This window comes from Pseudomonas sp. Pseusp16 (assembly GCF_047324915.1).
In the GTDB taxonomy this organism is placed as follows: domain Bacteria; phylum Pseudomonadota; class Gammaproteobacteria; order Pseudomonadales; family Pseudomonadaceae; genus Aquipseudomonas; species Aquipseudomonas fluorescens_CD.
In genome coordinates, this window is the sequence record NZ_CP168522.1 from 2175790 (window position 1) to 2195257 (window position 19468).

General features: G+C 56.0%; 22 protein-coding genes and 1 pseudogene. 12 read left to right on the forward strand and 11 right to left on the reverse strand.

Annotated features, from left to right (window positions below; translation table 11 throughout):
* Positions 1–22: 22 nt before the first annotated feature.
* Positions 23–265 (reverse strand): hypothetical protein, encoded by a 243-nt coding sequence (locus tag ACEN8Q_RS09680; RefSeq protein ID WP_413422288.1) that lies wholly within the window; start codon positions 263–265, stop codon positions 23–25.
* Between the two features lie 38 nt (positions 266–303).
* Entirely contained in the window at positions 304–1377 is a 1074-nt protein-coding gene (locus ACEN8Q_RS09685; protein ID WP_413422290.1) for an NAD(P)-dependent alcohol dehydrogenase, read from the reverse strand.
* A gap of 274 nt (positions 1378–1651) precedes the next feature.
* Here ACEN8Q_RS09685 and ACEN8Q_RS09690 point away from each other — a divergent pair, with 274 nt between their 5' ends.
* The 3 genes from ACEN8Q_RS09690 (at position 1652) to ACEN8Q_RS09700 (ending at position 4106) form a co-directional block, all read left to right on the forward strand.
* Positions 1652–2572 (forward strand): universal stress protein, encoded by a 921-nt coding sequence (locus ACEN8Q_RS09690; RefSeq protein ID WP_413705484.1) that lies wholly within the window; start codon positions 1652–1654, stop codon positions 2570–2572.
* Positions 2573–2621: 49 nt separating this feature from the next.
* Positions 2622–3527, forward strand: coding sequence for an amino acid ABC transporter substrate-binding protein (locus tag ACEN8Q_RS09695; protein WP_413705063.1), 906 nt, complete (start codon positions 2622–2624; stop codon positions 3525–3527).
* 390 nt (positions 3528–3917) lie between these two features.
* Positions 3918–4106, forward strand: a complete 189-nt coding sequence (locus ACEN8Q_RS09700; RefSeq protein WP_057399463.1) for a ribbon-helix-helix protein, CopG family — start codon at positions 3918–3920, stop codon at positions 4104–4106.
* 21 nt (positions 4107–4127) lie between these two features.
* On the opposite strand, the gene ACEN8Q_RS09705 is transcribed toward ACEN8Q_RS09700, so the two are convergent.
* Complete coding sequence (locus ACEN8Q_RS09705) at positions 4128–5789, reverse strand: SulP family inorganic anion transporter (RefSeq protein WP_413422295.1); 1662 nt, start codon at positions 5787–5789, stop codon at positions 4128–4130.
* A 174-nt stretch (positions 5790–5963) separates the two neighbouring features.
* Here ACEN8Q_RS09705 and ACEN8Q_RS09710 point away from each other — a divergent pair, with 174 nt between their 5' ends.
* A complete protein-coding gene (locus ACEN8Q_RS09710; RefSeq protein ID WP_032828974.1) occupies positions 5964–6194 on the forward strand; it encodes a hypothetical protein in 231 nt (76 codons plus the stop codon).
* A 494-nt stretch (positions 6195–6688) separates the two neighbouring features.
* Here the strand turns inward: ACEN8Q_RS09710 and arsN2 are convergent, their stop codons facing one another.
* Both arsN2 and ACEN8Q_RS09720 read right to left on the reverse strand, forming a co-directional pair.
* Positions 6689–7141, reverse strand: a complete 453-nt coding sequence (gene arsN2, locus ACEN8Q_RS09715; RefSeq protein ID WP_413705064.1) for an arsenic resistance N-acetyltransferase ArsN2 — start codon at positions 7139–7141, stop codon at positions 6689–6691.
* A 213-nt stretch (positions 7142–7354) separates the two neighbouring features.
* Positions 7355–7447: pseudogene (locus ACEN8Q_RS09720) on the reverse strand (LysR family transcriptional regulator); the annotation flags it as partial.
* A gap of 20 nt (positions 7448–7467) precedes the next feature.
* Between ACEN8Q_RS09720 and ACEN8Q_RS09725 the strand changes: the two are divergent.
* The 4 genes from ACEN8Q_RS09725 (at position 7468) to ACEN8Q_RS09740 (ending at position 9932) form a co-directional block, all read left to right on the forward strand.
* On the forward strand, positions 7468–7743 hold the full coding sequence (locus ACEN8Q_RS09725) for a hypothetical protein (RefSeq protein WP_413422453.1): 276 nt from the start codon (positions 7468–7470) through the stop codon (positions 7741–7743).
* Positions 7744–7845: 102 nt separating this feature from the next.
* Complete coding sequence (locus ACEN8Q_RS09730) at positions 7846–8682, forward strand: lytic transglycosylase domain-containing protein (RefSeq protein WP_413422299.1); 837 nt, start codon at positions 7846–7848, stop codon at positions 8680–8682.
* A gap of 269 nt (positions 8683–8951) precedes the next feature.
* Entirely contained in the window at positions 8952–9428 is a 477-nt protein-coding gene (locus ACEN8Q_RS09735) for a DUF6130 family protein (protein ID WP_413422301.1), read from the forward strand.
* Positions 9429–9506: 78 nt separating this feature from the next.
* Positions 9507–9932 carry a GNAT family N-acetyltransferase gene (locus ACEN8Q_RS09740; RefSeq protein WP_413422303.1) on the forward strand — a complete coding sequence of 142 codons (426 nt, stop codon included), beginning with the start codon at positions 9507–9509 and terminating at the stop codon, positions 9930–9932.
* 169 nt (positions 9933–10101) lie between these two features.
* On the opposite strand, the gene ACEN8Q_RS09745 is transcribed toward ACEN8Q_RS09740, so the two are convergent.
* Complete coding sequence (locus ACEN8Q_RS09745) at positions 10102–10932, reverse strand: alpha/beta fold hydrolase (protein WP_413422305.1); 831 nt, start codon at positions 10930–10932, stop codon at positions 10102–10104.
* Between the two features lie 251 nt (positions 10933–11183).
* Here ACEN8Q_RS09745 and ACEN8Q_RS09750 point away from each other — a divergent pair, with 251 nt between their 5' ends.
* A complete protein-coding gene (locus ACEN8Q_RS09750; RefSeq protein WP_413422307.1) occupies positions 11184–11633 on the forward strand; it encodes a MerR family transcriptional regulator in 450 nt (149 codons plus the stop codon).
* Positions 11634–11687: 54 nt separating this feature from the next.
* Here ACEN8Q_RS09750 and ACEN8Q_RS09755 read toward each other — a convergent pair whose 3' ends face one another.
* The gene (locus ACEN8Q_RS09755) at positions 11688–12692 is read right to left on the reverse strand and encodes an acetoacetate decarboxylase (ADC) (protein WP_413422309.1); all 1005 of its coding nucleotides are present in this window, start codon (positions 12690–12692) and stop codon (positions 11688–11690) included.
* Positions 12693–12845: 153 nt separating this feature from the next.
* Positions 12846–13649 carry a type 1 glutamine amidotransferase domain-containing protein gene (locus ACEN8Q_RS09760; protein ID WP_413705065.1) on the reverse strand — a complete coding sequence of 268 codons (804 nt, stop codon included), beginning with the start codon at positions 13647–13649 and terminating at the stop codon, positions 12846–12848.
* A 195-nt stretch (positions 13650–13844) separates the two neighbouring features.
* Here ACEN8Q_RS09760 and ACEN8Q_RS09765 point away from each other — a divergent pair, with 195 nt between their 5' ends.
* Both ACEN8Q_RS09765 and ACEN8Q_RS09770 read left to right on the forward strand, forming a co-directional pair.
* Complete coding sequence (locus ACEN8Q_RS09765; protein WP_413705066.1) at positions 13845–14924, forward strand: saccharopine dehydrogenase family protein; 1080 nt, start codon at positions 13845–13847, stop codon at positions 14922–14924.
* Between the two features lie 203 nt (positions 14925–15127).
* Positions 15128–15751, forward strand: a complete 624-nt coding sequence (locus ACEN8Q_RS09770) for a DUF4157 domain-containing protein (protein ID WP_413422315.1) — start codon at positions 15128–15130, stop codon at positions 15749–15751.
* A gap of 141 nt (positions 15752–15892) precedes the next feature.
* Here ACEN8Q_RS09770 and ACEN8Q_RS09775 read toward each other — a convergent pair whose 3' ends face one another.
* Positions 15893–16462, reverse strand: a complete 570-nt coding sequence (locus ACEN8Q_RS09775; protein ID WP_413705067.1) for a DJ-1/PfpI family protein — start codon at positions 16460–16462, stop codon at positions 15893–15895.
* A 264-nt stretch (positions 16463–16726) separates the two neighbouring features.
* Here ACEN8Q_RS09775 and ACEN8Q_RS09780 point away from each other — a divergent pair, with 264 nt between their 5' ends.
* On the forward strand, positions 16727–17782 hold the full coding sequence (locus ACEN8Q_RS09780) for an alpha/beta hydrolase family protein (protein ID WP_413705068.1): 1056 nt from the start codon (positions 16727–16729) through the stop codon (positions 17780–17782).
* Between the two features lie 140 nt (positions 17783–17922).
* On the opposite strand, the gene ACEN8Q_RS09785 is transcribed toward ACEN8Q_RS09780, so the two are convergent.
* Entirely contained in the window at positions 17923–18726 is an 804-nt protein-coding gene (locus ACEN8Q_RS09785; protein ID WP_413705069.1) for an alpha/beta fold hydrolase, read from the reverse strand.
* Positions 18727–18987: 261 nt separating this feature from the next.
* Positions 18988–19323 carry a DUF190 domain-containing protein gene (locus ACEN8Q_RS09790; protein WP_413705070.1) on the reverse strand — a complete coding sequence of 112 codons (336 nt, stop codon included), beginning with the start codon at positions 19321–19323 and terminating at the stop codon, positions 18988–18990.
* Between the last annotated feature and the right edge of the window lie 145 nt (positions 19324–19468).

The window sequence follows — 19468 nt, forward strand, 5'->3', positions numbered from 1 at the left end:
CGCCCCGCACTGGTCCACGTTGTTACTCCATGCGGTCGGCGCAAACCCGTTTGCCATTGGGATAAGCCATTTGACAGCCAGACATCCGTCTTGTGTCGTCTGCCAGGCGAGCACCAACTGGCCAGACATGGGGCGCCTCGATACGTGCCTTGAGCAGGCCAACAAACGCCTGTGCTTCTCCCAAGCTGTTGAAGTTCACTTTCAAGGCATCCATGCACACGACCCAGCAATGGCTTGCCGGCTTCTCCGTGATATCAATGATCATAGATACCTCCGTACTGCTTCGAGTAAGCGCGGACATCCTCAAGGGGTGATTGCGACCTTCATCACACCGTCCCGTTGGTGGGCAAACAATTCATAGGCCGCTTCAATATCATCGAGTTTGAAGCGGTGGGTCACCAGTGGCGACAGGTCCACACCACCACTGTGCACTACGGCCATCAAGCGGCGCATGCGCTCTTTCCCCCCCGGGCACAGGGTGGTGACAATGCTGTAGTCGCCCAATCCTGCGGCAAAGGCATCCTGGGGAATGCGAAGATCGCTGGAGTAAACGCCAAGGCTGGATAGTCGACCACCCGGGCGTAGCACGCGTAACGCGGATTCGAAAGTTCCCTGGGTACCCAATGCCTCGATGGACACATCAACACCACGGCCATCGGTCAGCGCCATGATCTGCTCGACCACATTGCCGTCCTTGAAGTTGACGACATGGGTCGCACCCAACCGTCGCGCGACGCTCATCCGCTCGGCCACGGCATCCACGCCAATGATTGTCGTCGCGCCTTTGAGCCGTGCTCCCGCCACCGCGCACAGGCCGATGGGACCCAGGGCAAACACGGCAACGGTATCGCCGATATTCACCTCGCCCCGCTCTGCACCGGAAAACCCGGTGGACATGATGTCCGGACACATCAATACCTGCTCGTCGCTGAGTCCGTCGGGAATCGGGCATAAATTGGCAAGTGCGTCCGGTACCAGCACGTACTCGGCCTGGCAACCGTCAATGCTGTTGCCGAACTTCCAGCCGCCGGTAGCACGAAAGCCATGGCGGGTATCTGGCCCATCCTGGGAACCGCAGCCGCACAGGCAAGCGTAACTTTGTCCGCTGGGCGTGATGGCGCCGGCAATAACCCGCTGCCCTTCGAAAAAACCGCGCACCTGCGACCCCAGTCGCTCAATGACGCCCACTGGCTCGTGGCCCACGGTCAGCCCTTTGGCCACTGGATATTCACCGCGCAGGATGTGCACGTCGGTGCCGCAAATGGTCGTGGTGGTGATACGGATCAATGCATCCAGCGGTCCGACTTCAGGGACGGGTTTGTCTTCCAGCACGATCCGGTTCTTTTCAACGAAAACAGCCGCTCTCATGGTTGCCACGGTGATCCCTTCTTTAAGTGCGTAAGCCAAAGTTCAGCACGAGCCCAAAGACTGCACCGGGGAGCCAGGCGAAAGATTGATAATGGTCAACAATTTCGTCACTGGACAAAGCCCGGACAACCGCACGTCGGGCAACACCATCCATTCCCTTCCCTTTGACAAAGATCAAACCCGGCGCCCTAATCAGCGGCAGGCTAAGAGCAAGGCTTTACTGCCCAATAACGCCGCAGCATTGGGGCAATGCGATTGCGCGATTACCTACCGGAGATCCGTCATGTCTGATCAATTACGCTTCATGCTGGTCGTCTCGCCGCTGATGGAAAACAGCCCCGCCTTCGACCGGGCCGCTGCTTTGGCCAAGGCTTCAGGTGCTGCCCTGCACATCGTGGCGTTCGACTATCTTGAAGGGCTGGCGACTGCCGGAATGGTCAACGAACAGGCGCTGGAACAGATGCGACGGGGCTATGTCGAGCGCCATCGTCAGTGGCTGGAAGACCAGGCCCGCCCCTTGCGCAAGATCGGTGTGCATGTCACCACGGAAGTCATCTGGGTCGAAAGGCCCTTGCAGGAAATCCTCATTCATCTCAAAGAACAGCCGATGGCCGTACTGATCAAGGCGTTGGAACACGAATCGCTGCTGTCACGCCTGATGTTTACGCCACTGGATATCCACCTGCTACGTGAATGCCCGGTGCCCCTGCATTTTGTCAGTCATTTACACAACGCTTTGCCGCGCAAGATCGTCGCCGCCGTTGACCCTTTTCATTCTGATGACCAATACGAAGGCTTCAACGACAGAATTCTGCGTGAGGCCTCCAAACTGGCGAGCACCTGTAACGCAAAACTGGACGTGATCTACGCCCATGACCTTTCCAGTATCAGTGCGGACGAATTCGGTTTCAGTAATGGCTCGGCGTTTTTCTCCTCGGGAAAAGCCAAGACATTATTCGATGCGCAGACTGATGCGTTTCGCGACCTTTCTGAACGCAATGGCATCCCGCCGGAACACCAGCACATGATCATGGGCAATCCGGCCAAGGTGCTTTCCAGCTACGCGGGGGCCTATGACACCGATGTGATTGTCATGGGGCGCGTTGGACACCGCGGCATGGAGCGGTTGGTTGGCAGTACGGTGGAACATCTGCTGTACAAGTTACCCTGCAGCGTGTGGGTGGTTTCCCCAGAAAAAATCTGAACGATGGATAAAGCGCGTTTCAACAAAACAGGTAACGGGAGAATGAGGAGTGAACGCTCAATTGACCAAAGCTACCCATCGGTTTCTTGTGTGCCTGCTGGCATTCGTGCCAGCGATCGCCGGCGCCGAGACCCTTGAACGGATACGAAACAATCAGTCAGTCGTTCTGGGGTATGTGCCTGACTTCGCCCCTTTCAGTATCCAGCAGGGTGACAAAGCCAACGGTTATGCGATTGATCTCTGCTTGAACATCGTCAACACAATAAAGACCGAGCTGAACCTGCCTTCATTGCAAGTGCGCTACCAACCCGTTCAATTGGGCGAAGAAACCAGCGCCGTCAGTACGGGAAAAATCGACATTCTCTGCACACCGACGCCAGCAACGCTGGAACGCCGTAAAACAGTCAGCTACTCGATTCCTGTCTACACTGCCGGCTTATCAGCCGTTGTCAGCAAAAATGCGCCCAACGCGTTGCTCAGGGTTCTCAAAGGTGAAGTATCTAAAACCGGCCCGACCTGGCGCACAGACATCAACCGCGCACTGGCCAACATGACCTATGCCACGATCGCTGGCGGGGTAACCGAGCAGTGGATCAATCAACAAATGCGGTCCTTGGGCGTGGTCGCTACACTCGTCACGGTGGCAGACGCCAGCGCGGGTCTCAAGCGTGTTGCCGATGGCAAGGCGGATGTTTTCTTTGCCGAACGCACGATGCTCACGCATGACCTGGCCGACAAATATTCCAACGAAAAAATTGTACTGCTCGATCGAATATTTGAGTATTCAGCGACCTCGCTGATGGTTGATCGAGACGATGAAAACTTCCGCTTGCTCGTCGATACCGCGCTCAGCGAGATGTATCGCTCGGGTGAGGTTGAGCACGCATACGACAAACATTTAGGGGGTACCAGCGACACATCCCGGATGCTGTTCAAGCTCTATGCCCTGCCTTGAAAGCGGCAACCAGCATTTCTGTATGCGTTGAAAAGAGTCTCAGCGCATATCGACAGATGAATCGCTTGCTGCCCTTCGCAACAAGCGGCAATTGGCCGTTTTCAGTCTGTCGCAACAGGTAGAAAACGGCCATTTCCGGTCGCTCGTGACTGATCACAGTCGACCCGGTGCAGGCAGGCGGCCAGCGTGGAATGAATCTGTTCCCTTTCTCGCGGATGGGGATCCATGCTGAGTCGAAGCAGATCCGGCTCATCACCCACCGTGAGAACCAAATCTTTACTTGTGAGTAAAGTCGAGCTACCGAGCAGCAAGCCGCCTGTACAGTGACAGCACAGAACAAGGCAATTACAATTTGATTAACATCCAGCGACTTAAGCGATTGAATACCCCATGGAAAGCAAGACTGCGCGCCTCACTGTACTCATTGACCCCATCAAGAAAAAAGCTTTCGAGGAACTCTGTGCAGCACAAGACCTGACGCCTTCACAGGTGGTCCGTCAACTGATTCGTGACTACCTGGATACTCACGGTGCCAGCTATTCGACCAAGAGTAAGCATGCCACCAACACCAAGTCATAATCCAACACGGACAGTTAGCCTCTAGAGAGTCGACGTACCCTCTACGTGACTGACCGCGTTGGCCAGTGCGATGTTGAAATCGGCGTGGTAATGCTCCGGGCCGATTTCTTGCAGGATCCCCACCCTATCGAGTTTGCCGAGCACCTTTGTGTTCGCTTCGCAGAGTTTCACCACGATATTCCGCTTGTGCAGCTGCTGAATAACCTCCTCCAGCACTTGCAAGCCCGTGATATCCATGAACGGTACGCGCTTCAGACGAATAATCAGCAGGCGTGGGTCGGTATGGGTCTGTGCTAACACACGCTCGAAGGTCTCAGCCGCGCCAAAGAACAATGGCCCTTCAATCGTATAAATCAGTATCCCTGGCGGCAGGCGAGCATGCCCGTTGGCCCTCAGCTCTTCTTCAAGTTCGTGTTCGACTATCTGCTGCACCTCCACAGATGAGGCCATGCGGCGCATAAAGTGCAGCATCGCGAGAATGACGCCGATATTCACGGCGATCACCAAGTCACTGAACACGGTGAGGCTGCAGGTGATGAGCAGGATGGATACATCTGCGCGTGGGGCTCGCTGGACCATGCGCTTGAAGTGTTTCAACTCGCTCATGTTGTACGCGACCACGAAAAGAATGGCGGCCAGGGCGCACAGTGGGATGTTTGAGGCTAGAGGTGCCAGGAACAGAATAATAAGCACCAAGGTGACCGCGTGCGTAATGCCGGCCAGTGGGCTCGTGCCGCCGTTACGGATATTGGTTGCAGTACGGGCAATGGCTCCGGTAGCTGCGAAGCCGCCAAACAATGGCGTGACCAGGTTGGCCACCCCCTGACCGATCAGTTCCTGATTGGAATTATGCTTAGTGCCCGCCATACCATCGGCCACCATTGCGGACAGCAGCGATTCGATTGCTCCAAGCATGGCGATAGTGAACGCCGGACCAATCAAATCGATGACGCGGGACAACGTGATTTCAGGCAGGCTAAACGCGGGAAGACCTTGAGGTATGCCACCAAATGCGCTGCCAATCGTGGCGACTCCCTCGAAATGAAAGGTTGTCTGTATCGCTGTAGCGACCGCCATTGCGACTAGCGGGCCAGGCACCCGTTTGAGACCGGGAATTTTGGAAGCGGTGATTACCAGGAAAAGACTGAGCGCAGCCAGCAGGGTGGTGGCCATATGAAGATCCGGGAGTGCCTGTAGCAAATGCCAGAGCTTTTCATGGAAGTGCTCTCCACTGATCGTCGGTAAACCGAAAAAGTCTTTCCACTGCCCGACCCAGATGATCACGCCGATGCCCGCGGTGAATCCGACGATCACTGGATCGGGGATAAACTTGATGATTGCACCGAGCCGGGAAATACCCAGCAAAAACAACATGGCCCCCGCCATCATCGTGGCGATTTGCAGGCCGTCAACGCCATGCTTGGCCGTGACTCCCGCCAGAATCACGATGAACGCACCTGTCGGCCCGGCAATCTGCAGGCGGCTTCCCCCAAAGAGTGAAACCAGCAGGCCGCCGATGATTGCGGTGTAGATGCCTTGCTCTGGCTTGACGCCAGACGCAATGGCAAACGCCATTGCCAGGGGGAGTGCCACTACCCCTACGATCACGCCAGACACCATATTGCGAAGCCAGTGTCCTCGCCCCAACAACCCCGCCTTCCATGCCTCGCCTATCGCAATCATGGCTAGCTCCTCAGTGGATGCATGTGCATAATATTAACATGCAGTGTTAATTGAAATACCCTAGACCCACTGCGTCGTGCGGCTGGAAATGTTTATAGCGAAGACTCGCATGAGGCTGAACGGGCGCGCACTGCAAATAGAAAATTCGAGAGCGCGTGTAGCGTGGTGACTGACATGAATCGTAAAGCTGTGAAAAGCAAACATGCCGAAGGCGTGACCTTTGACACCCATGTGATCGCAAACCCGACCAACCCCAAAGAGTGGATTGTGTTCTTCAAGAAGGACGCCGGCAGAAGTTATTTCTTGGTTGATGACAACGAGGAGGTCGAGTCTTTCGGGCATCTGGATGACTTGATCGCCGAACTTCGAGACTTGGGACTCAAGACCGCTGAAATCCATTTTTAACCCTCGGGTTACGCCCTGGAGACATGATCATGTCAGTGAAGGTCGAGCTTCTATCCAGTCAAAGCAAAGCTCTTAGGTCTGTATGGCTTGGCATCCGACGAGTGCAGTTTCGGCATGAAAAAAGTGCTCAGGACCATGCAACCAGGCTCAAGGAGAGAATCGGGGCTCCGCATGTTTTCCCTCGACGTTGTGAGCCAGCGAAAATTCATAGCTTATAGAGACAGGCAAGGTCGAACCCCACCTGGCATGTCTATCTGCTTGTTGTACAAAGGATCTGGTTGAACTCGCGACCTTCGGTAAAAAGGCCGAGCAGCCCAATCGCCAGTCTTGAAATCTGTAACAGATAGGCGTGTTACTACAAAGGGGTGACTGTTTTTGGCCGGTTGATGCCTGATATGACAGGCAGCTTTGGGTTGTGGATTCAACCGGTCGACGCAACAGAAATCGACCAAGTGCGAACACACGGATTCCGTCCATTAGCGCGAATCGACGAACTACTCCGTAACAACCGCGGTACCTAACGACTTTCGTAGATAGGTTGCCGATGCAGGACACAAATGCTTGAACTGGAGGGTTTGACTGATAGCGACCGGCGCTTCACCCCTATCGAAAATTTCATACCCGTTGGCTGTAAAAAGTCCAGTCGCGCTTTGAGTTAACAAATGCAACCGAAGCACACCTTGGAAGGCAGCATATCGCTCCAGCTCTGACAGCACTGCTTTGCCAAGCCCTTTCCCGCGATGCGAATCACTAACGACTAGTGAGCGAAGCAGCATGTCTTGATCACAACCCTCCAGTCCTCCGTACGCGATCCATTTTCCGTCCATCTCAAAACGGAAAAACTGCCTACCCGGTTCGCTTAAATCATCAAAGGGCAATGCGGCTTGACTCAGAGCCTCACGGAGTTGACTCAATCCGCTCGCCTCGATTTTAAACATCTGCATCATCAGTCCTTCTATTAGCTCCCAAAGCACTCAACGCTAGCAGACTTAGCCGTTGTGGCCTTGTCGCCGGTCGACGCGGTATTGGTCCCTTTGGGTCGATTTCTGTTAGTCATGACAGGCAGAAAACGGCTGTTTGCCGCCCTTCATGACAGGCAGAAAACGGCCAGAAGGAGACATTCGTTTGCGTCGGGATGCCCCCTATTCAGTCGTCAGGCATTAAGCACTGTTGAGATGGTCGCGTATGAACTCGATGAACCGCCGGGGCTTCGCAGGAAGCAGCCGTGTTTCGGTCAGTGCGTAGACCGAGATGCGAGTGCGACTACGACGAGATGTGCCACATCCTCGAAGGCACCGTGCGCCTGACCGATGCGGACGGCGTGGCGAAGACCTTCGGGCCGGGGGGATTCGTTCGTGGTGGCGGCGGGGTTCAAGGGAACCCGGGAAAACATCACGCGGGGGCGCAAGGTGTATTTCATTCGCGGATGCGTTCGGCCCTGGCAAGCCGGGACGATGCGTCGTGCGAGCAATCAGGCCTGCGCCTCGCCTGGGAACGCCGGCAGCCCGTACGTCAACGCAAGTTCCAAGGCCGGTTACAAGGGGTATAACTATCAGAACAAAAGGCGGGTCACCCGGAACAGGCCCTCCAAAGGCAGCGCCCGGGCCAGGCGCCCCAAGCCTGATCGGCGCCTGCGGCGCGGAGCGATGTGATGAGTTCCAGAACATGGCGATGGGCTCGCAAGAGCCTTCTTGTTGGCTGCATAGAGCTGGCCTTGCTGGTCGCTCCACTGTGCGCCAGTGCCATGTTCAAGTGCCAGGCCAGGGACGGAGCCATCAGCTACACCAGCCAAGCCATCGCCAGCGCCCGCTGCACTCGCCTGAATGGCATGGCGGGCGCCGGTGTCGGCGCCAAGGCAATGGCCCTGCCACGGCTTGTGCGGGACGACAACCCGGACGCGGTGCGGATTCGGGTGTGGACCTTCATCCACAAGGGTATTCGTCAATATGTGAGCCGGCGCCCCGTCGGGATCTCCGCACGGGTCGATGTCCTTGAGCTCTATTACATCAAGGGCTGCTATCTGTGCATGGCGCCGAAGGATTTCAAGGTCGCCTCACTGCGCCTGGACACCCATTCCTATCGGCGGGAGATCGAAGCTGCTTCGGATCATTATGGTGTCGACAGGGCGCTGATCCGCGCGGTGATGCATGCCGAATCGGCGTTTCGCCCCAACGCCATTTCCGAAGCCGGCGCCCAGGGGCTGATGCAGTTGATGCCCGCCACCGCCGAGCGCTTCGCCGTGGACAATCCGTTCGACGCACGACAGAACATTCGTGGCGGCGTGCGCTACCTGGCCTGGCTGCTCAAGCGCTTCAACGGCAACCAGGTGCTGGCGTTGGCAGGTTACAACGCCGGCGAAGCGTCCGTGGTCGAGTACAACGGGGTGCCTCCCTACGCCGAGACGCAATCCTACGTCACCCTCGTGCAGTCCTTGACCGAACGCTATCGCAACGATCGCGAGTACCGTAGGGCGCATAACCCGCAATAGGTCATACGGCGGGCGGGGAATGGCTCAACCGAACTTCCACGCTCACCGGTAGCTATCTTCGCGCGATGAGGCTGTCGCATGGGCCGCGCGGATCGCGAGGGCCTGTCGCTGCAACCAAGAGCTGCGCGTCTTTGGGTTTGACCCGGAGTCTTGAGAGTGGTCGTGTAGCTGTGCGTCTTTGCTTGCACACTGCAATGTCTACGATTTTACAGCAGGAGCGCGTCCGAAGATTGATCTAGGCTTGAATGACATCCTGCGGGAGAAACACCATGTCCCTCGCTCTCGGAAATCTGTCCGTTCTTGCCATGGGTGCCTTCTTTTGCACAGTCGCATGCAGTGCAGACTCCATCGCCCCACCGGCGATACTGCCATTGCAATCCGAAACGGCGCCAATACTCACCGCCTATCCGCCACTTGCCGAGCCGCTCGCTCGCGGCGTTGTGATTATCCAGTATCGAACCGAGCACGCCAGGATCATGCCGGTGTTTGGTAAAGAGGCTGTAGAAGTATCACCCCGCCTCGGCCACCTTCACGTGACCGTCGACAACTGGAGCGGCACATGGGCACACACCAGTGAAGACCCGATTATCCTGGTCGGACTCAAGCCCGGCAGTCACAAGCTTCTTCTGGAAGTGGCCGACCCGAATCACAGGATCCTCACCAGCACGACAGTGAGTTTCAGCGTTCCGGAAAAGAAATCAACCGACGCCCCTCACACTGACGATGGCCAAGGAGTAAAGCCATGACAATACCCTGGTTCTCCCTTGGATGACCGGAATGGGATACCTTGGCGACCCCGTTCCTCATTGCTCAGGGAGAGCAGCATGTCTGTGAAAATCGAACGTTCGGAAAATGTGACTGAAGCAGAGCGGCTGGCAATCCTGACACCGTTGCTGGCCCACAACCTGGCCAACGGTGGTGACGACGCCCATGAAACTTTCGCCCTGTTGCTTCGGGCCCCTGACAGTAACGAAGTCATTGGCGGGCTGTACGGGAAGATCTCTTATCGATGGCTGCTCATCGATCTGGTCAGCGTCCCCGAGTCGATGCGCGGCCAAGGCATCGGAGAACAGTTGATGCGCAAGGCCGAAGAAGTTGCGCGGGAGAAGCAGTGCGTTGGCATCTGGCTGGAGACTTTCAGTTTCCAGGCGCCCGGGTTTTATCGAAAACTTGGTTACGTTGAATTCGGGCGTTTGGCGGATTATCCGCCGGGGCATATGCGGTTTTATTATCAGAAGAGGTTGGGCTGATGGTGGGGCGGATTTTGGGGTGATAGCTGCGCTTTGTAGTGGGTAGCTATCGGCCACGAGCCGACACTCGGTCAGCTCAACTTTTAGCCACTTGGTCGAATCTTCAACGCATCGATTTTTTGGCTTTGAAGAAAACAGGGGGCAGTTTTTTACCTGCCCCCCAAGTTGCCTAACCTCGCAGGAAAGCGAGCAAATCGGCATTGATTGTATCGGCGTTCGTCGTAGGCATTCCGTGCGGGAAGCCCGAATAGGTTTTCAGCGTGCTGTTTTGCAATAGCTTGGCCGACAACAGTCCAGAATCTTCATAAGGCACGATCTGGTCATCATCCCCATGCATCACCAGCACGGGGATCGTGATGCTTTTTAGATCTTCGGTAAAGTCGGTCTGGGAAAAGGCCACGATCCCGTCATAGTGTGCCTTTGCGCAGCCCATCATGCCTTGTCGCCACCAGTTCCGGATGATGCCCTCGGACGGTTTTGCACCAGGGCGGTTATAACCGTAGAAAGGTCCAGCTGGAACGTCATGGTAGAACTGTGCGCGGTTGGCCTTCAGCTGTGCCTGCAAGTCATCGAAAACCGACTTTGGCAAACCGCCTGGATTGCTCGGCGTCTGAACCATCAAGGGTGGCACGGCGCTGATGATGGCGGCCTTCGACACTCGATCTTCGCCGTGGCGCGCAATGTAATGGATGACTTCACCACCGCCGGTGGAGTGCCCCACATGAGCTGCACCTTGCACCCCAAGATGGTTGACCACGGCCGCGACGTCATCGGCATAGTGATCCATGTCATGCCCGTCCCAGACCTGACTGGATCGCCCGTGGCCACGCCGGTCGTGTGCAATGACCCGGTAGCCGTTCGCCAGGAAAAACAGCATCTGCGCATCCCAGTCGTCCGCACTGAGTGGCCATCCGTGATGAAAGAAGATCACCTGGGCATCGCGTGGACCCCAGTCTTTGTAAAATATCTCAACACCGTCCTGCGTAGTGACATAACCCATGTTCACATCTCCCGAATGAAATGGAGGGCATGACCAATCGTGTTCTGATCTTGACCCTTGCTGAGCCTCGCCCTTGGTGAATAACGTGCAGTCCATCCAATAGGCGGTTCCTAGGGAATGGTCCTGGTCTGGTTTTCCCTACCCCTGAATTCCATGGCGTCTCAGCAACGCATCACCTCTGCGCCACTTGGCCGCCAAATCACTTTAGGTTTAAAGTCAACTTTAAGGTCAATGGCTTTTTGGGGGGGAATATGAGAATAGGCGAACTGGCGAAAATCAGTGGGCTGGCGCCTTCACGCATCCGCTTTTACGAAGCGAGCGGCCTGATCAAATCTGTCGCGCGCAAAGCCAATGGGTATCGCGACTATGCACCTGACACGGAATGGGTTCTGGAGATCATCACGGGCGCCCAGGCCGCGGGTTTTTCATTGGACGAAATCCGACAATTACTGCCGATGAATGCGAACGGCTGGAAGCATGAAGAGCTGCTCAGCGGGCTCAAGCGCAAGGTCGAGGAAATCGAAATCCTCCAGCAACGGCTGGCCCGGAACAAAGCGCAACTGCTGCTGGTGATCGAGGGTGTTGAAAGCAAGCCCGAAGGCATGGGCTGCGTGGATAACACCCAGTTGTTATTGCATCGTCTGCGCGAGGAAGGTGCGGCGACAGCACCGCGTGGCCGCGATATCGCGTCGTCCAAGTGAAGCGTGGCCTGTCAGGCTAGTGAAACCTGACAGGTTTTTTGCCGGATCGTTGAATCAATGCGCGTTAGCCAGTGCCGCTAACGGCTTCGGCGCGTAGAGCGCACTTTGGAACGCTGGCACGTATTCGTACTTCATCATTTTCCCCAGCTTCAAGGAGCGGATGTAGTTCGACAGGCTGCCGTCGCCCAGCGTGAGGGTTGCCGAATCCTCGTTCCTGCTGGAGCCGTGGCTGAGCTGGCGGGAAACGGCATACCCATAGGCCAGTTGGCCTTGATGATCGAGATTGGTGAAACTGCTGGTGACAATATCGACGTCACTGGACAGGTCGTCGAGCTTCTTCGCTTTGAAAGACACGTCCACTTTGCCGGTCTGGCTATCAGTAATGTCATAGACCACCGATTGGGCATCCTCTTTTCGATCAATGCCCGTCAGCCATTTCGGCAGGTTGTAACCGACGACACCGCGAACCCTCGCCAGCTCGGTATTGACCGGCAGCTTGAGCACATAACCCCAGAAATCTCCAGACATCGACTGGCCAATCAGCGTGAACGGACCCAGATTGGCTTTGCCAGGTTTGTTGGTGATGATCGATACAGCGACTTCGTTATAAGCGTCGTTATCGCAGTGCTCATAGGTGTACGCGGTAAATGCGATCAAGCCTCGGCCTGGCCAGATCTGCAGAGGTTGGACGGTTGCCAGTATCTCGGGTGGCATGAGTTCCCGGAGCTTTTCCAGATCCGCCGTATAAACCGCCGTCACGCGGCTGTTCTCGTAGTAAAAGTTTGGCGAGTACGATTCAAAGCCAATGTCGACCTTGTTCTTTTCCAATCCTTTGAACCAGCCTAAATCAACGCCCGGTACTTCTGCCGCAATCACCGACAAAGGCGGGTTGGAGCGAAAGCGGTCGTACAAGCCGCCCTTGACGACAGGCACCTGGTGACCTGCGATATCGATCATGGTGGTGTCGGTCTGGCTGGGCATTTCAGGCATCCCCGCCAACGCATGGTTGGCAACAGTGTTGAAAAGCAATCCTGTTAAAACGGCGCTTGCGAGTTTCAATCTTTCTCTCTCCCGGTGATTGCATCTGCTTGATGGATTTAAGGCCTGCCGAAAGAAACCTTAACGTTAAACTTAACTTTAATGTCAAGCGTCAGGGAGACAGATTTTTTGGTTCGCTCGCTGCCGTGTTTTCAGCGTGTCATCGACAAAGGCTTAGCGAGTTACAGTGTCGGCGGAGAGCAAGGCCAATACGGCTTCAGCCACGGCCTTGGGCGACTGAGGGTTTTGGCCCGTCACGAGCCTTCCATCGGTAATGGCAAATGGCGTGAAGGGCAGCCAGGCCTTGCGGTAACGCGCACCCTGGCTCACCAGCCGGTCCTCCAGGAAGAAAGGCACCTGACTCTTCATGCCTGAAAACAGCTCTTCGCGATCAGAGAATCCGGTGATGTTTCTGCCGTTGATGATCAACTGGCCTTGCTCGTCCTTAAGATCCAGTAGTCCCGCTACGCCATGGCAGACGGCAGAGACGATGCCGCCCTGGTTGTAGATTTTTTCGGCGACCCGACGCAGGTCCGGGTTTGCGGGGAAGTCCCACATGACACCGTGCCCCCCCGTGAAATAGATGACGCTGAATCGAGACGGGTCGATATCGGCAACCGGAATCGTGTTTTTCAGTCGAGCGCGAAAGGCCGGCGACTGCAAATGCTCACGGGCTGCCTTGTCCATATAGAGCCAACCGAGGCTGCGTTCGTCCAAAGGAACAGCTCCACCCTTGGGGCTGGCAAAAACCGTCGTGTAGCCTGCCGCTTCCACAACATCGGTGAAATGCGTCAGCTCGGTCAGCCACAGCCCCGTGGTATCGGTTCGTGAGGGATAGCTGGCGTGATTGGTCATGATCACCAGTATCTGGCGGTCCTTTGCAATAGCAATGGAAGCGTTCGGCTCAGCATTTGAAAAGGTCATGAAAGCACCGCCTATCAATACCAACGCACAAGAAAGAAAGGTCTTAAACATCATCCGGGTTCCAACAGTCATGCATGTCCGCGCATGCTCACCTTAAACCTTACTTTAAGGTCAACCCCTGCACCTCTGAAAGTTTCCTGCCGGCGCTGGCACACTTCTGCTTGACTCTAAACCTGACTTTAACGTTAGCGTCTGACGCTGATTGGGCAAGGCAATGACGCACTTCATCAATCCTGTCAGGAGCAATGCATGAGTCAGCAAGACAACCCTGTGACGCAGATGAAATGGATGATCTATGGCGCCTACGGTTATACCGGCGAGTTGATCGCTCGCGAAGCCGTCAAGCGCGGACTCAGGCCGGTTTTGGCGGGACGAAGCCGCGACAGGATCGAAGCCCTGGCCCGGGAGCTGGGTCTTGAAGCCCGTGTTTTCGGACTGGATGACGAGGCGCGATTGCTCGCCCAGATCAAGGGCCATGGTCTGGTTCTGCATTGCGCAGGACCGTTTTCGGCGACCGCCGCCCCGATGATGGACGCTTGCTTGCGTGCCAATGCGCACTACCTGGATATCACCGGCGAAATTGCCGTTTTCGAACATGCCCAGTCCCTGCAAGAACGTGCGCAAACGGCGGGCGTAGTCATTTGCCCTGGCGTCGGCTTCGACGTGATCCCCACTGACTGTGTCGCCGCTGCACTCAAGAGTGCGCTGCCGGATGCAACGCATCTGGCACTGGGTTTTGATTCCCGCTCCAGCTTTTCGCCTGGCACTGCCAAGACGTCAATCGAAGGCATGGCGCAAGGCGGCAAGATACGTCGCGACGGGAAAATCGTGTCTGTACCGCTGGCCTATCAGGTGCGTCGTATCGATTTCGGCGACGGCGAGAAGCTGGCGATGACCATTCCCTGGGGTGACGTTTCCACGGCCTGGCACACCACCGGCATTCCCAACATCAAGGTGTTCATACCGGGCTCTGCTGGCATGATTCGCGGCGCCAGGTTCGCCAACTTCATTCGTCCGCTGCTGGGTTTGTCGTTCGTGCAGAGGCTGCTAAAGGCACGCATCGCCAAGACGGTGATCGGCCCGGATGACGAAAAGCGTGCAGATCAAGGCACTTACGTGTGGGGCGAAGCCCGTAACGCTCGTGGAGAATGCAAAGTGGCACGCGTGCACACCGCGAACGTCTACAGCTTGACGATCTACGGTGCGTTGACCGTGGTCGATTACCTGTTGCAGGTGCGTCCGGCTGGCGGCACTTACACACCCGCGAGGCTGCTGGGGGCCGATCTGGTGACGGACTTGCCAGGGTCGGGAGCCTTGAAGGTCGAATAGCAATTGGGAGCCAGGCACCGAAACTTCTCATGCTGATTGTCTGCGCCAAGTACTGGGTGATGTGCCGAACTGGCGTTTGAATGCGGATGAATCCGGGCTAAGGCAACAAACGGTGGCCGCAGCGGTCATACGCGTGGCTGGACACCGGGTGCGAGATACCAGAAGCATCACCTGCCGACCGCCACTACCTCTGGGAGAACCAATTGTCAGCTGTCTTTTTGCGTCAAGTCTTCCGCTTAGCGGTACTGTTCTTTTCCGTAGGTACATCATTTTCTGTTTACGCCTGCCCAAAAGGGCAGTACGAAGCCTGCGTGGTCGCTTGCTTTTGTGCTCCAGGCTCCAAAGAGGAAACGGGGGCGATCTTTGAAAGCATGAACCAAATGGCTTCCTCTGGATTACAGAGTTGGATTGTGCAATCGCGCAACACCGCGGCAACTGGCGATATTCAGACAATCCCGCTGAATATCCGAGCCCAACTCGAACCCTACTATGACATTCAAGTGCTTGATTCGGCTCGCTACAAGGTAGGCGACGATGTGGAGCTGAACGCCGCAAACACCATGCTACAGAATCCCGATGTAAGTGCAGTCACCCTTATAGACATCATCGTCTTTCGCAGTGCCGATGATGCACTTAACAATGTCGCGCTGTGGGCGCATGAATTGAAGCACGTGCAGCAGTACCTGCAATGGGGTGTTCGGGAGTTTTCTACGCGCTATACCCGTGATTACACCGCCGTCGAGGCGCCTGCTTACGAGATTCAAACCCAGGTAGCCAAAGCGCTAAGAGCCAGCGTGGTCCAGTCAGAACCTCCTCGGCATCCTTGAGTTCAAAGGTTTTAACCTGGCCAGCTATCACGGGTGAGTTACTTGAAACGACCCTGTGCAGACGTTTTCTAATGTCCGCAAAGCCAAAGAGCGGACACTCGAACACATAACTTGATCGGCTGTTTTTGTAGGACGAAGCGGTCACCCGTGCTCCGCTGCCAACAATGACCTGAACTGCGAAATGATCTCTGAAGATAACCCGGCAGCTTCGAATACTGCGCAGGTAAAGCTAACAGGGGCAGGACCTGGAGCAGTGATGATGCGGTCAGCAACCACAGCAACCTGACTGCTTCGATAAAGCGCGGCCCCGTCATAACCTACGGCATTCTGTTGTAAAAAGTCAGCGCTGTTCGAAGTATGAGGAACCGTGTCGAGAAGCCCGGCCCTCGCAAGTGCCAGCGTTCCTCCACAGATACCGGCAATTGTCGCTCCACTTGAACGACTGGTATGAAGAAAGTCCGGAATATCCGGTGCATCTGCACGCTCCCAGATCATTCCACCGATGACTGCAACAACGTCCGGCTTCCAGTCCAGGCATTGTTGCAAGCTGCTATCCACAGTTACAGCCAATCCACCCTGCGAGCGGAACTGCCCCGTAGTCGAGGCGAAAAACCTGACGTCGATCCCGTAAAACGGCGATGCGGTTCCTGCAATGAAAGCGTATTCCCAGTCCGCAAAACCGGGTGTCAGTATCAAGCCCAAGCGTGCCATCAGTCAGAATCCTCCATGAAAGCGAATAACATAAAGCGACAACAAATAGATCTCAACGGCTGCTTCGGGTTAAAAGCGAACGTCAGGATTCTCGCCAACACCGCGAATAGAGTTAACGATGAAAATTATGCGCGGCGGTTCGAATCTGGGCTTTAATGTCCGTGCTTAGAGGCAACCCCATTAATTTCGACTCCGCAGGACGGTGGATGCGCCTAACGGCGGGGTCAGGTGCTATGCACTTGTCTGATCAAGGAAGAAACGACATTGAAAATATCTTTCGGCGCCCTGTTGTTGGCTTGGCTGACGACTACCGCATTTGCTGACGAGTACCCCGTCGGTTTCCAGTCTTCCACACTGCCGGATTCGCACAATGACCGCGCACTGGAGATGGTGGTCTGGTACCCGAGTGCAACTACCGCAGCCACGCAACTGATCGCCGACACTGCGGTGTTTGTCGGTGCTTCTGCCGTTCGTAACGCGCCGCCATCTGCCGGCGAACATCCATTGGTGGTGCTATCCCACGGATACAGGGGTAACTGGGGCAACCAGACCTGGCTTGCCAGTTCCCTGGCCAAAAAGGGTTACATCGTCGCCGCAATCAATCACCCTGGCACCACGACCCATGACCGCAGCCCTCAAGCAGCTGCACAGTTATGGCAGCGGCCGGTTGATCTGCGCCGAGCCATTGACAGGGTCACGACTCAACCTGAAAAATTTGGCCTGGTCGCCAATGGCCGAATTGCAGTAGTGGGCCATTCACTCGGCGGCTGGACCGCCCTGGAGATCGCCGGTGCTCGTTTCGATCCAGACCTCTTCGCCCATGACTGCAAAGCCCACCCGCAGTTAGCCGGTTGCACCGTTTACGGACAGATAAACCCCGCAGACACCTCAGAATCAAAGGCCGCGTTGGCCGCCGATTGGCGCGATAAACGCGTCACTGCCGTGGTTACACTGGACCTGGGCCTTTCACGGGGCCTGACCAACGAAAGCCTGGCCGCACTGCCTGTACCCGCTCTGGTGATCGCTGCCGGCGTACCGTCGCACGACCTTCCTGCGGAGTTGGAGTCTGCCAACCTGGCCAAACGCCTGCCTGCGGCGTCAAGCCATTACGTCGAGATCAGCGACGCAAGCCATTTCAGCTTCATGTCGATGTGCAAACCTGGTGCGCAAGCAATGCTCGAAGAAGACGTGCCAGGCGATGGCATCATTTGCCGGGATGGCGATAACGGTCGCGCTCGTGGGTTGATTCAGCAACAAGTTACATCACTGATAGCAGAGTTTCTGGCGCAATCACCTGGCTACAAAAAAGACAGTTTGTAAACTGACAGTACTGACTTGCCGCGGCTCACCGAAAACGCCGTAGGCGCCCACGCAATCTCTCGGATTGTTGGTCCGGGATGAGGGCAGGGCCGAAAGCGGCCATTCGTGACAAACAGCAATCGCCCAGAATCAGTCATTCATCAATGGCTGATTCGAAGGAGTCGAGCGACTGCATCCAGAACGACGTCCGGGGCCTCTCGATGGGGGACATGATGGCAATTTTCCAGTATCAGGTATTCCCCGGGCGCGGTCGCAAGTCTGGCGATGCGCATGGGATGCAGAACGGATCCGTACTCGTCTTGCTCTCCATGAAGCGCAAGCAGCGGGCAGTGAATCGAGTCAATGGCATCTTCAATCGTCCAGCCGCTGAATGCCTCCGACAGCCAGGTATCCGTCCAGGCTGACAGCACCCATTGCGCTTTATCGCCATAATATTTCTCAAGACGCGCCATTTGCCCCGGCGCCTCAAACTGCGCCTTGGCATCCCGAATGCCGCGCAGCGTCTGCTTTTCAACGAACGCTTGTGCTGAAACGGTGATCAATGCAACGCAGCTCTGCGGGTACAAAAAGGCGCAGTTCGTTGCCATCGCGCCGCCAACACTATGACCCAGGGCGACAAACTGATCGAACTGGAATTCGGCCCTTACATACGCGAAGAAGCGCTCGGCTTCGTCGCGAATGAAATGCATGGGCAAGATCCCCGGGTACGGATCCGACTGCCCGAAGCCGAGTCGGTCATAGGCAATCACCTCGCGTTTTGTGGCTTGACAGAGTCGTTCAGGAAAGTCTCGCCACAGTTCGACGCATCCCAGGGAATCATGAAAAAGAATGATCGGCGGTTTTACCTGGCTGTATTCCACGCCCGCCGGAAACCAGCGTCGGGTAAAGAGTCGCCCATGTGGCGTATCGATCCAAAGGGTTTCGGCACAGACAAACGATGACATTGGAATCCTCGACTGATCATTCAGGCGGGTAAGAGTAAACGAAGTGTTGCGGTCGCGAGGACAGCTATCAGCACGACTGGGGAAATCGGCAAATAGGTCAGTGGCGGCTCAGTCAAGGGCTCTGTAGGAGCGAGCTTGCTCCGGGCGGCGTTCCGACGATGGTCGTTAACGATTACGCGTGTTTACTGGCTAAACGCGGCGCTCTTGAGTCCATCGCGAGCCAGCTCGCTCCTACAGAGTTCTTGACCGAACTGCATTACGCTAAATGGCGGGCTGGTTCGCCTGCCTGCCGACAGATCCGAATTCAACCGGGGTCTTTATGTAAAACAGGGAGATGTCTTCGGCCTCAAGTCGCTCAAACAGGCGAACTGACTCTTCTTCGGTAATTGCCATATGGATTTCGGTAGGCTGATCGGCCAGCTCAAAAAAATGCGAGGAATGCAGTTTCCCTGAATGCCCGAAGCCTTCGATACCGGTTGCCAGGGTGGCACCGCGCAGCCCCATCTCCTGGGCCAGGTCGACGAGCCAATCACCCAGCATTTTTCCGTGATGTCGACGGCTCTGTTGGGTAATGAAAATCACCAAAAAGCCTTTCATGACTCATCACCTCTCTAGCGTGTGCCAATCAATTGAAGCGATACAAGCCCTGCAACGGTCATCGCCAGCGAACCTGCCACGTGTAGCCCGCGTTACCGGTCCCCGAGGGATGCGCCGATAGCGATAGCAAGTAGTGATTTCAGCA

Excerpts from the sequence above, each read along its gene's own strand:
- ACEN8Q_RS09680 (WP_413422288.1), bottom strand. The coding sequence starts at position 265 with ATGATCATTGATATCACGGAGAAGCCGGCAAGCCATTGCTGGGTCGTG.
- ACEN8Q_RS09690 (WP_413705484.1), top strand. The coding sequence starts at position 1,652 with ATGTCTGATCAATTACGCTTCATGCTGGTCGTCTCGCCGCTGATGGAA.
- ACEN8Q_RS09700 (WP_057399463.1), top strand. The coding sequence starts at position 3,918 with ATGGAAAGCAAGACTGCGCGCCTCACTGTACTCATTGACCCCATCAAG.
- ACEN8Q_RS09705 (WP_413422295.1), bottom strand. The coding sequence starts at position 5,789 with ATGATTGCGATAGGCGAGGCATGGAAGGCGGGGTTGTTGGGGCGAGGA.
- ACEN8Q_RS09710 (WP_032828974.1), top strand. The coding sequence starts at position 5,964 with ATGAATCGTAAAGCTGTGAAAAGCAAACATGCCGAAGGCGTGACCTTT.
- arsN2 (WP_413705064.1), bottom strand. The coding sequence starts at position 7,141 with ATGATGCAGATGTTTAAAATCGAGGCGAGCGGATTGAGTCAACTCCGT.
- ACEN8Q_RS09725 (WP_413422453.1), top strand. The coding sequence starts at position 7,468 with ATGTGCCACATCCTCGAAGGCACCGTGCGCCTGACCGATGCGGACGGC.
- ACEN8Q_RS09730 (WP_413422299.1), top strand. The coding sequence starts at position 7,846 with ATGAGTTCCAGAACATGGCGATGGGCTCGCAAGAGCCTTCTTGTTGGC.
- ACEN8Q_RS09735 (WP_413422301.1), top strand. The coding sequence starts at position 8,952 with ATGTCCCTCGCTCTCGGAAATCTGTCCGTTCTTGCCATGGGTGCCTTC.
- ACEN8Q_RS09740 (WP_413422303.1), top strand. The coding sequence starts at position 9,507 with ATGTCTGTGAAAATCGAACGTTCGGAAAATGTGACTGAAGCAGAGCGG.
- ACEN8Q_RS09745 (WP_413422305.1), bottom strand. The coding sequence starts at position 10,932 with ATGGGTTATGTCACTACGCAGGACGGTGTTGAGATATTTTACAAAGAC.
- ACEN8Q_RS09750 (WP_413422307.1), top strand. The coding sequence starts at position 11,184 with ATGAGAATAGGCGAACTGGCGAAAATCAGTGGGCTGGCGCCTTCACGC.
- ACEN8Q_RS09760 (WP_413705065.1), bottom strand. The coding sequence starts at position 13,649 with ATGATGTTTAAGACCTTTCTTTCTTGTGCGTTGGTATTGATAGGCGGT.
- ACEN8Q_RS09765 (WP_413705066.1), top strand. The coding sequence starts at position 13,845 with ATGAGTCAGCAAGACAACCCTGTGACGCAGATGAAATGGATGATCTAT.
- ACEN8Q_RS09775 (WP_413705067.1), bottom strand. The coding sequence starts at position 16,462 with ATGGCACGCTTGGGCTTGATACTGACACCCGGTTTTGCGGACTGGGAA.
- ACEN8Q_RS09785 (WP_413705069.1), bottom strand. The coding sequence starts at position 18,726 with ATGTCATCGTTTGTCTGTGCCGAAACCCTTTGGATCGATACGCCACAT.
- ACEN8Q_RS09790 (WP_413705070.1), bottom strand. The coding sequence starts at position 19,323 with ATGAAAGGCTTTTTGGTGATTTTCATTACCCAACAGAGCCGTCGACAT.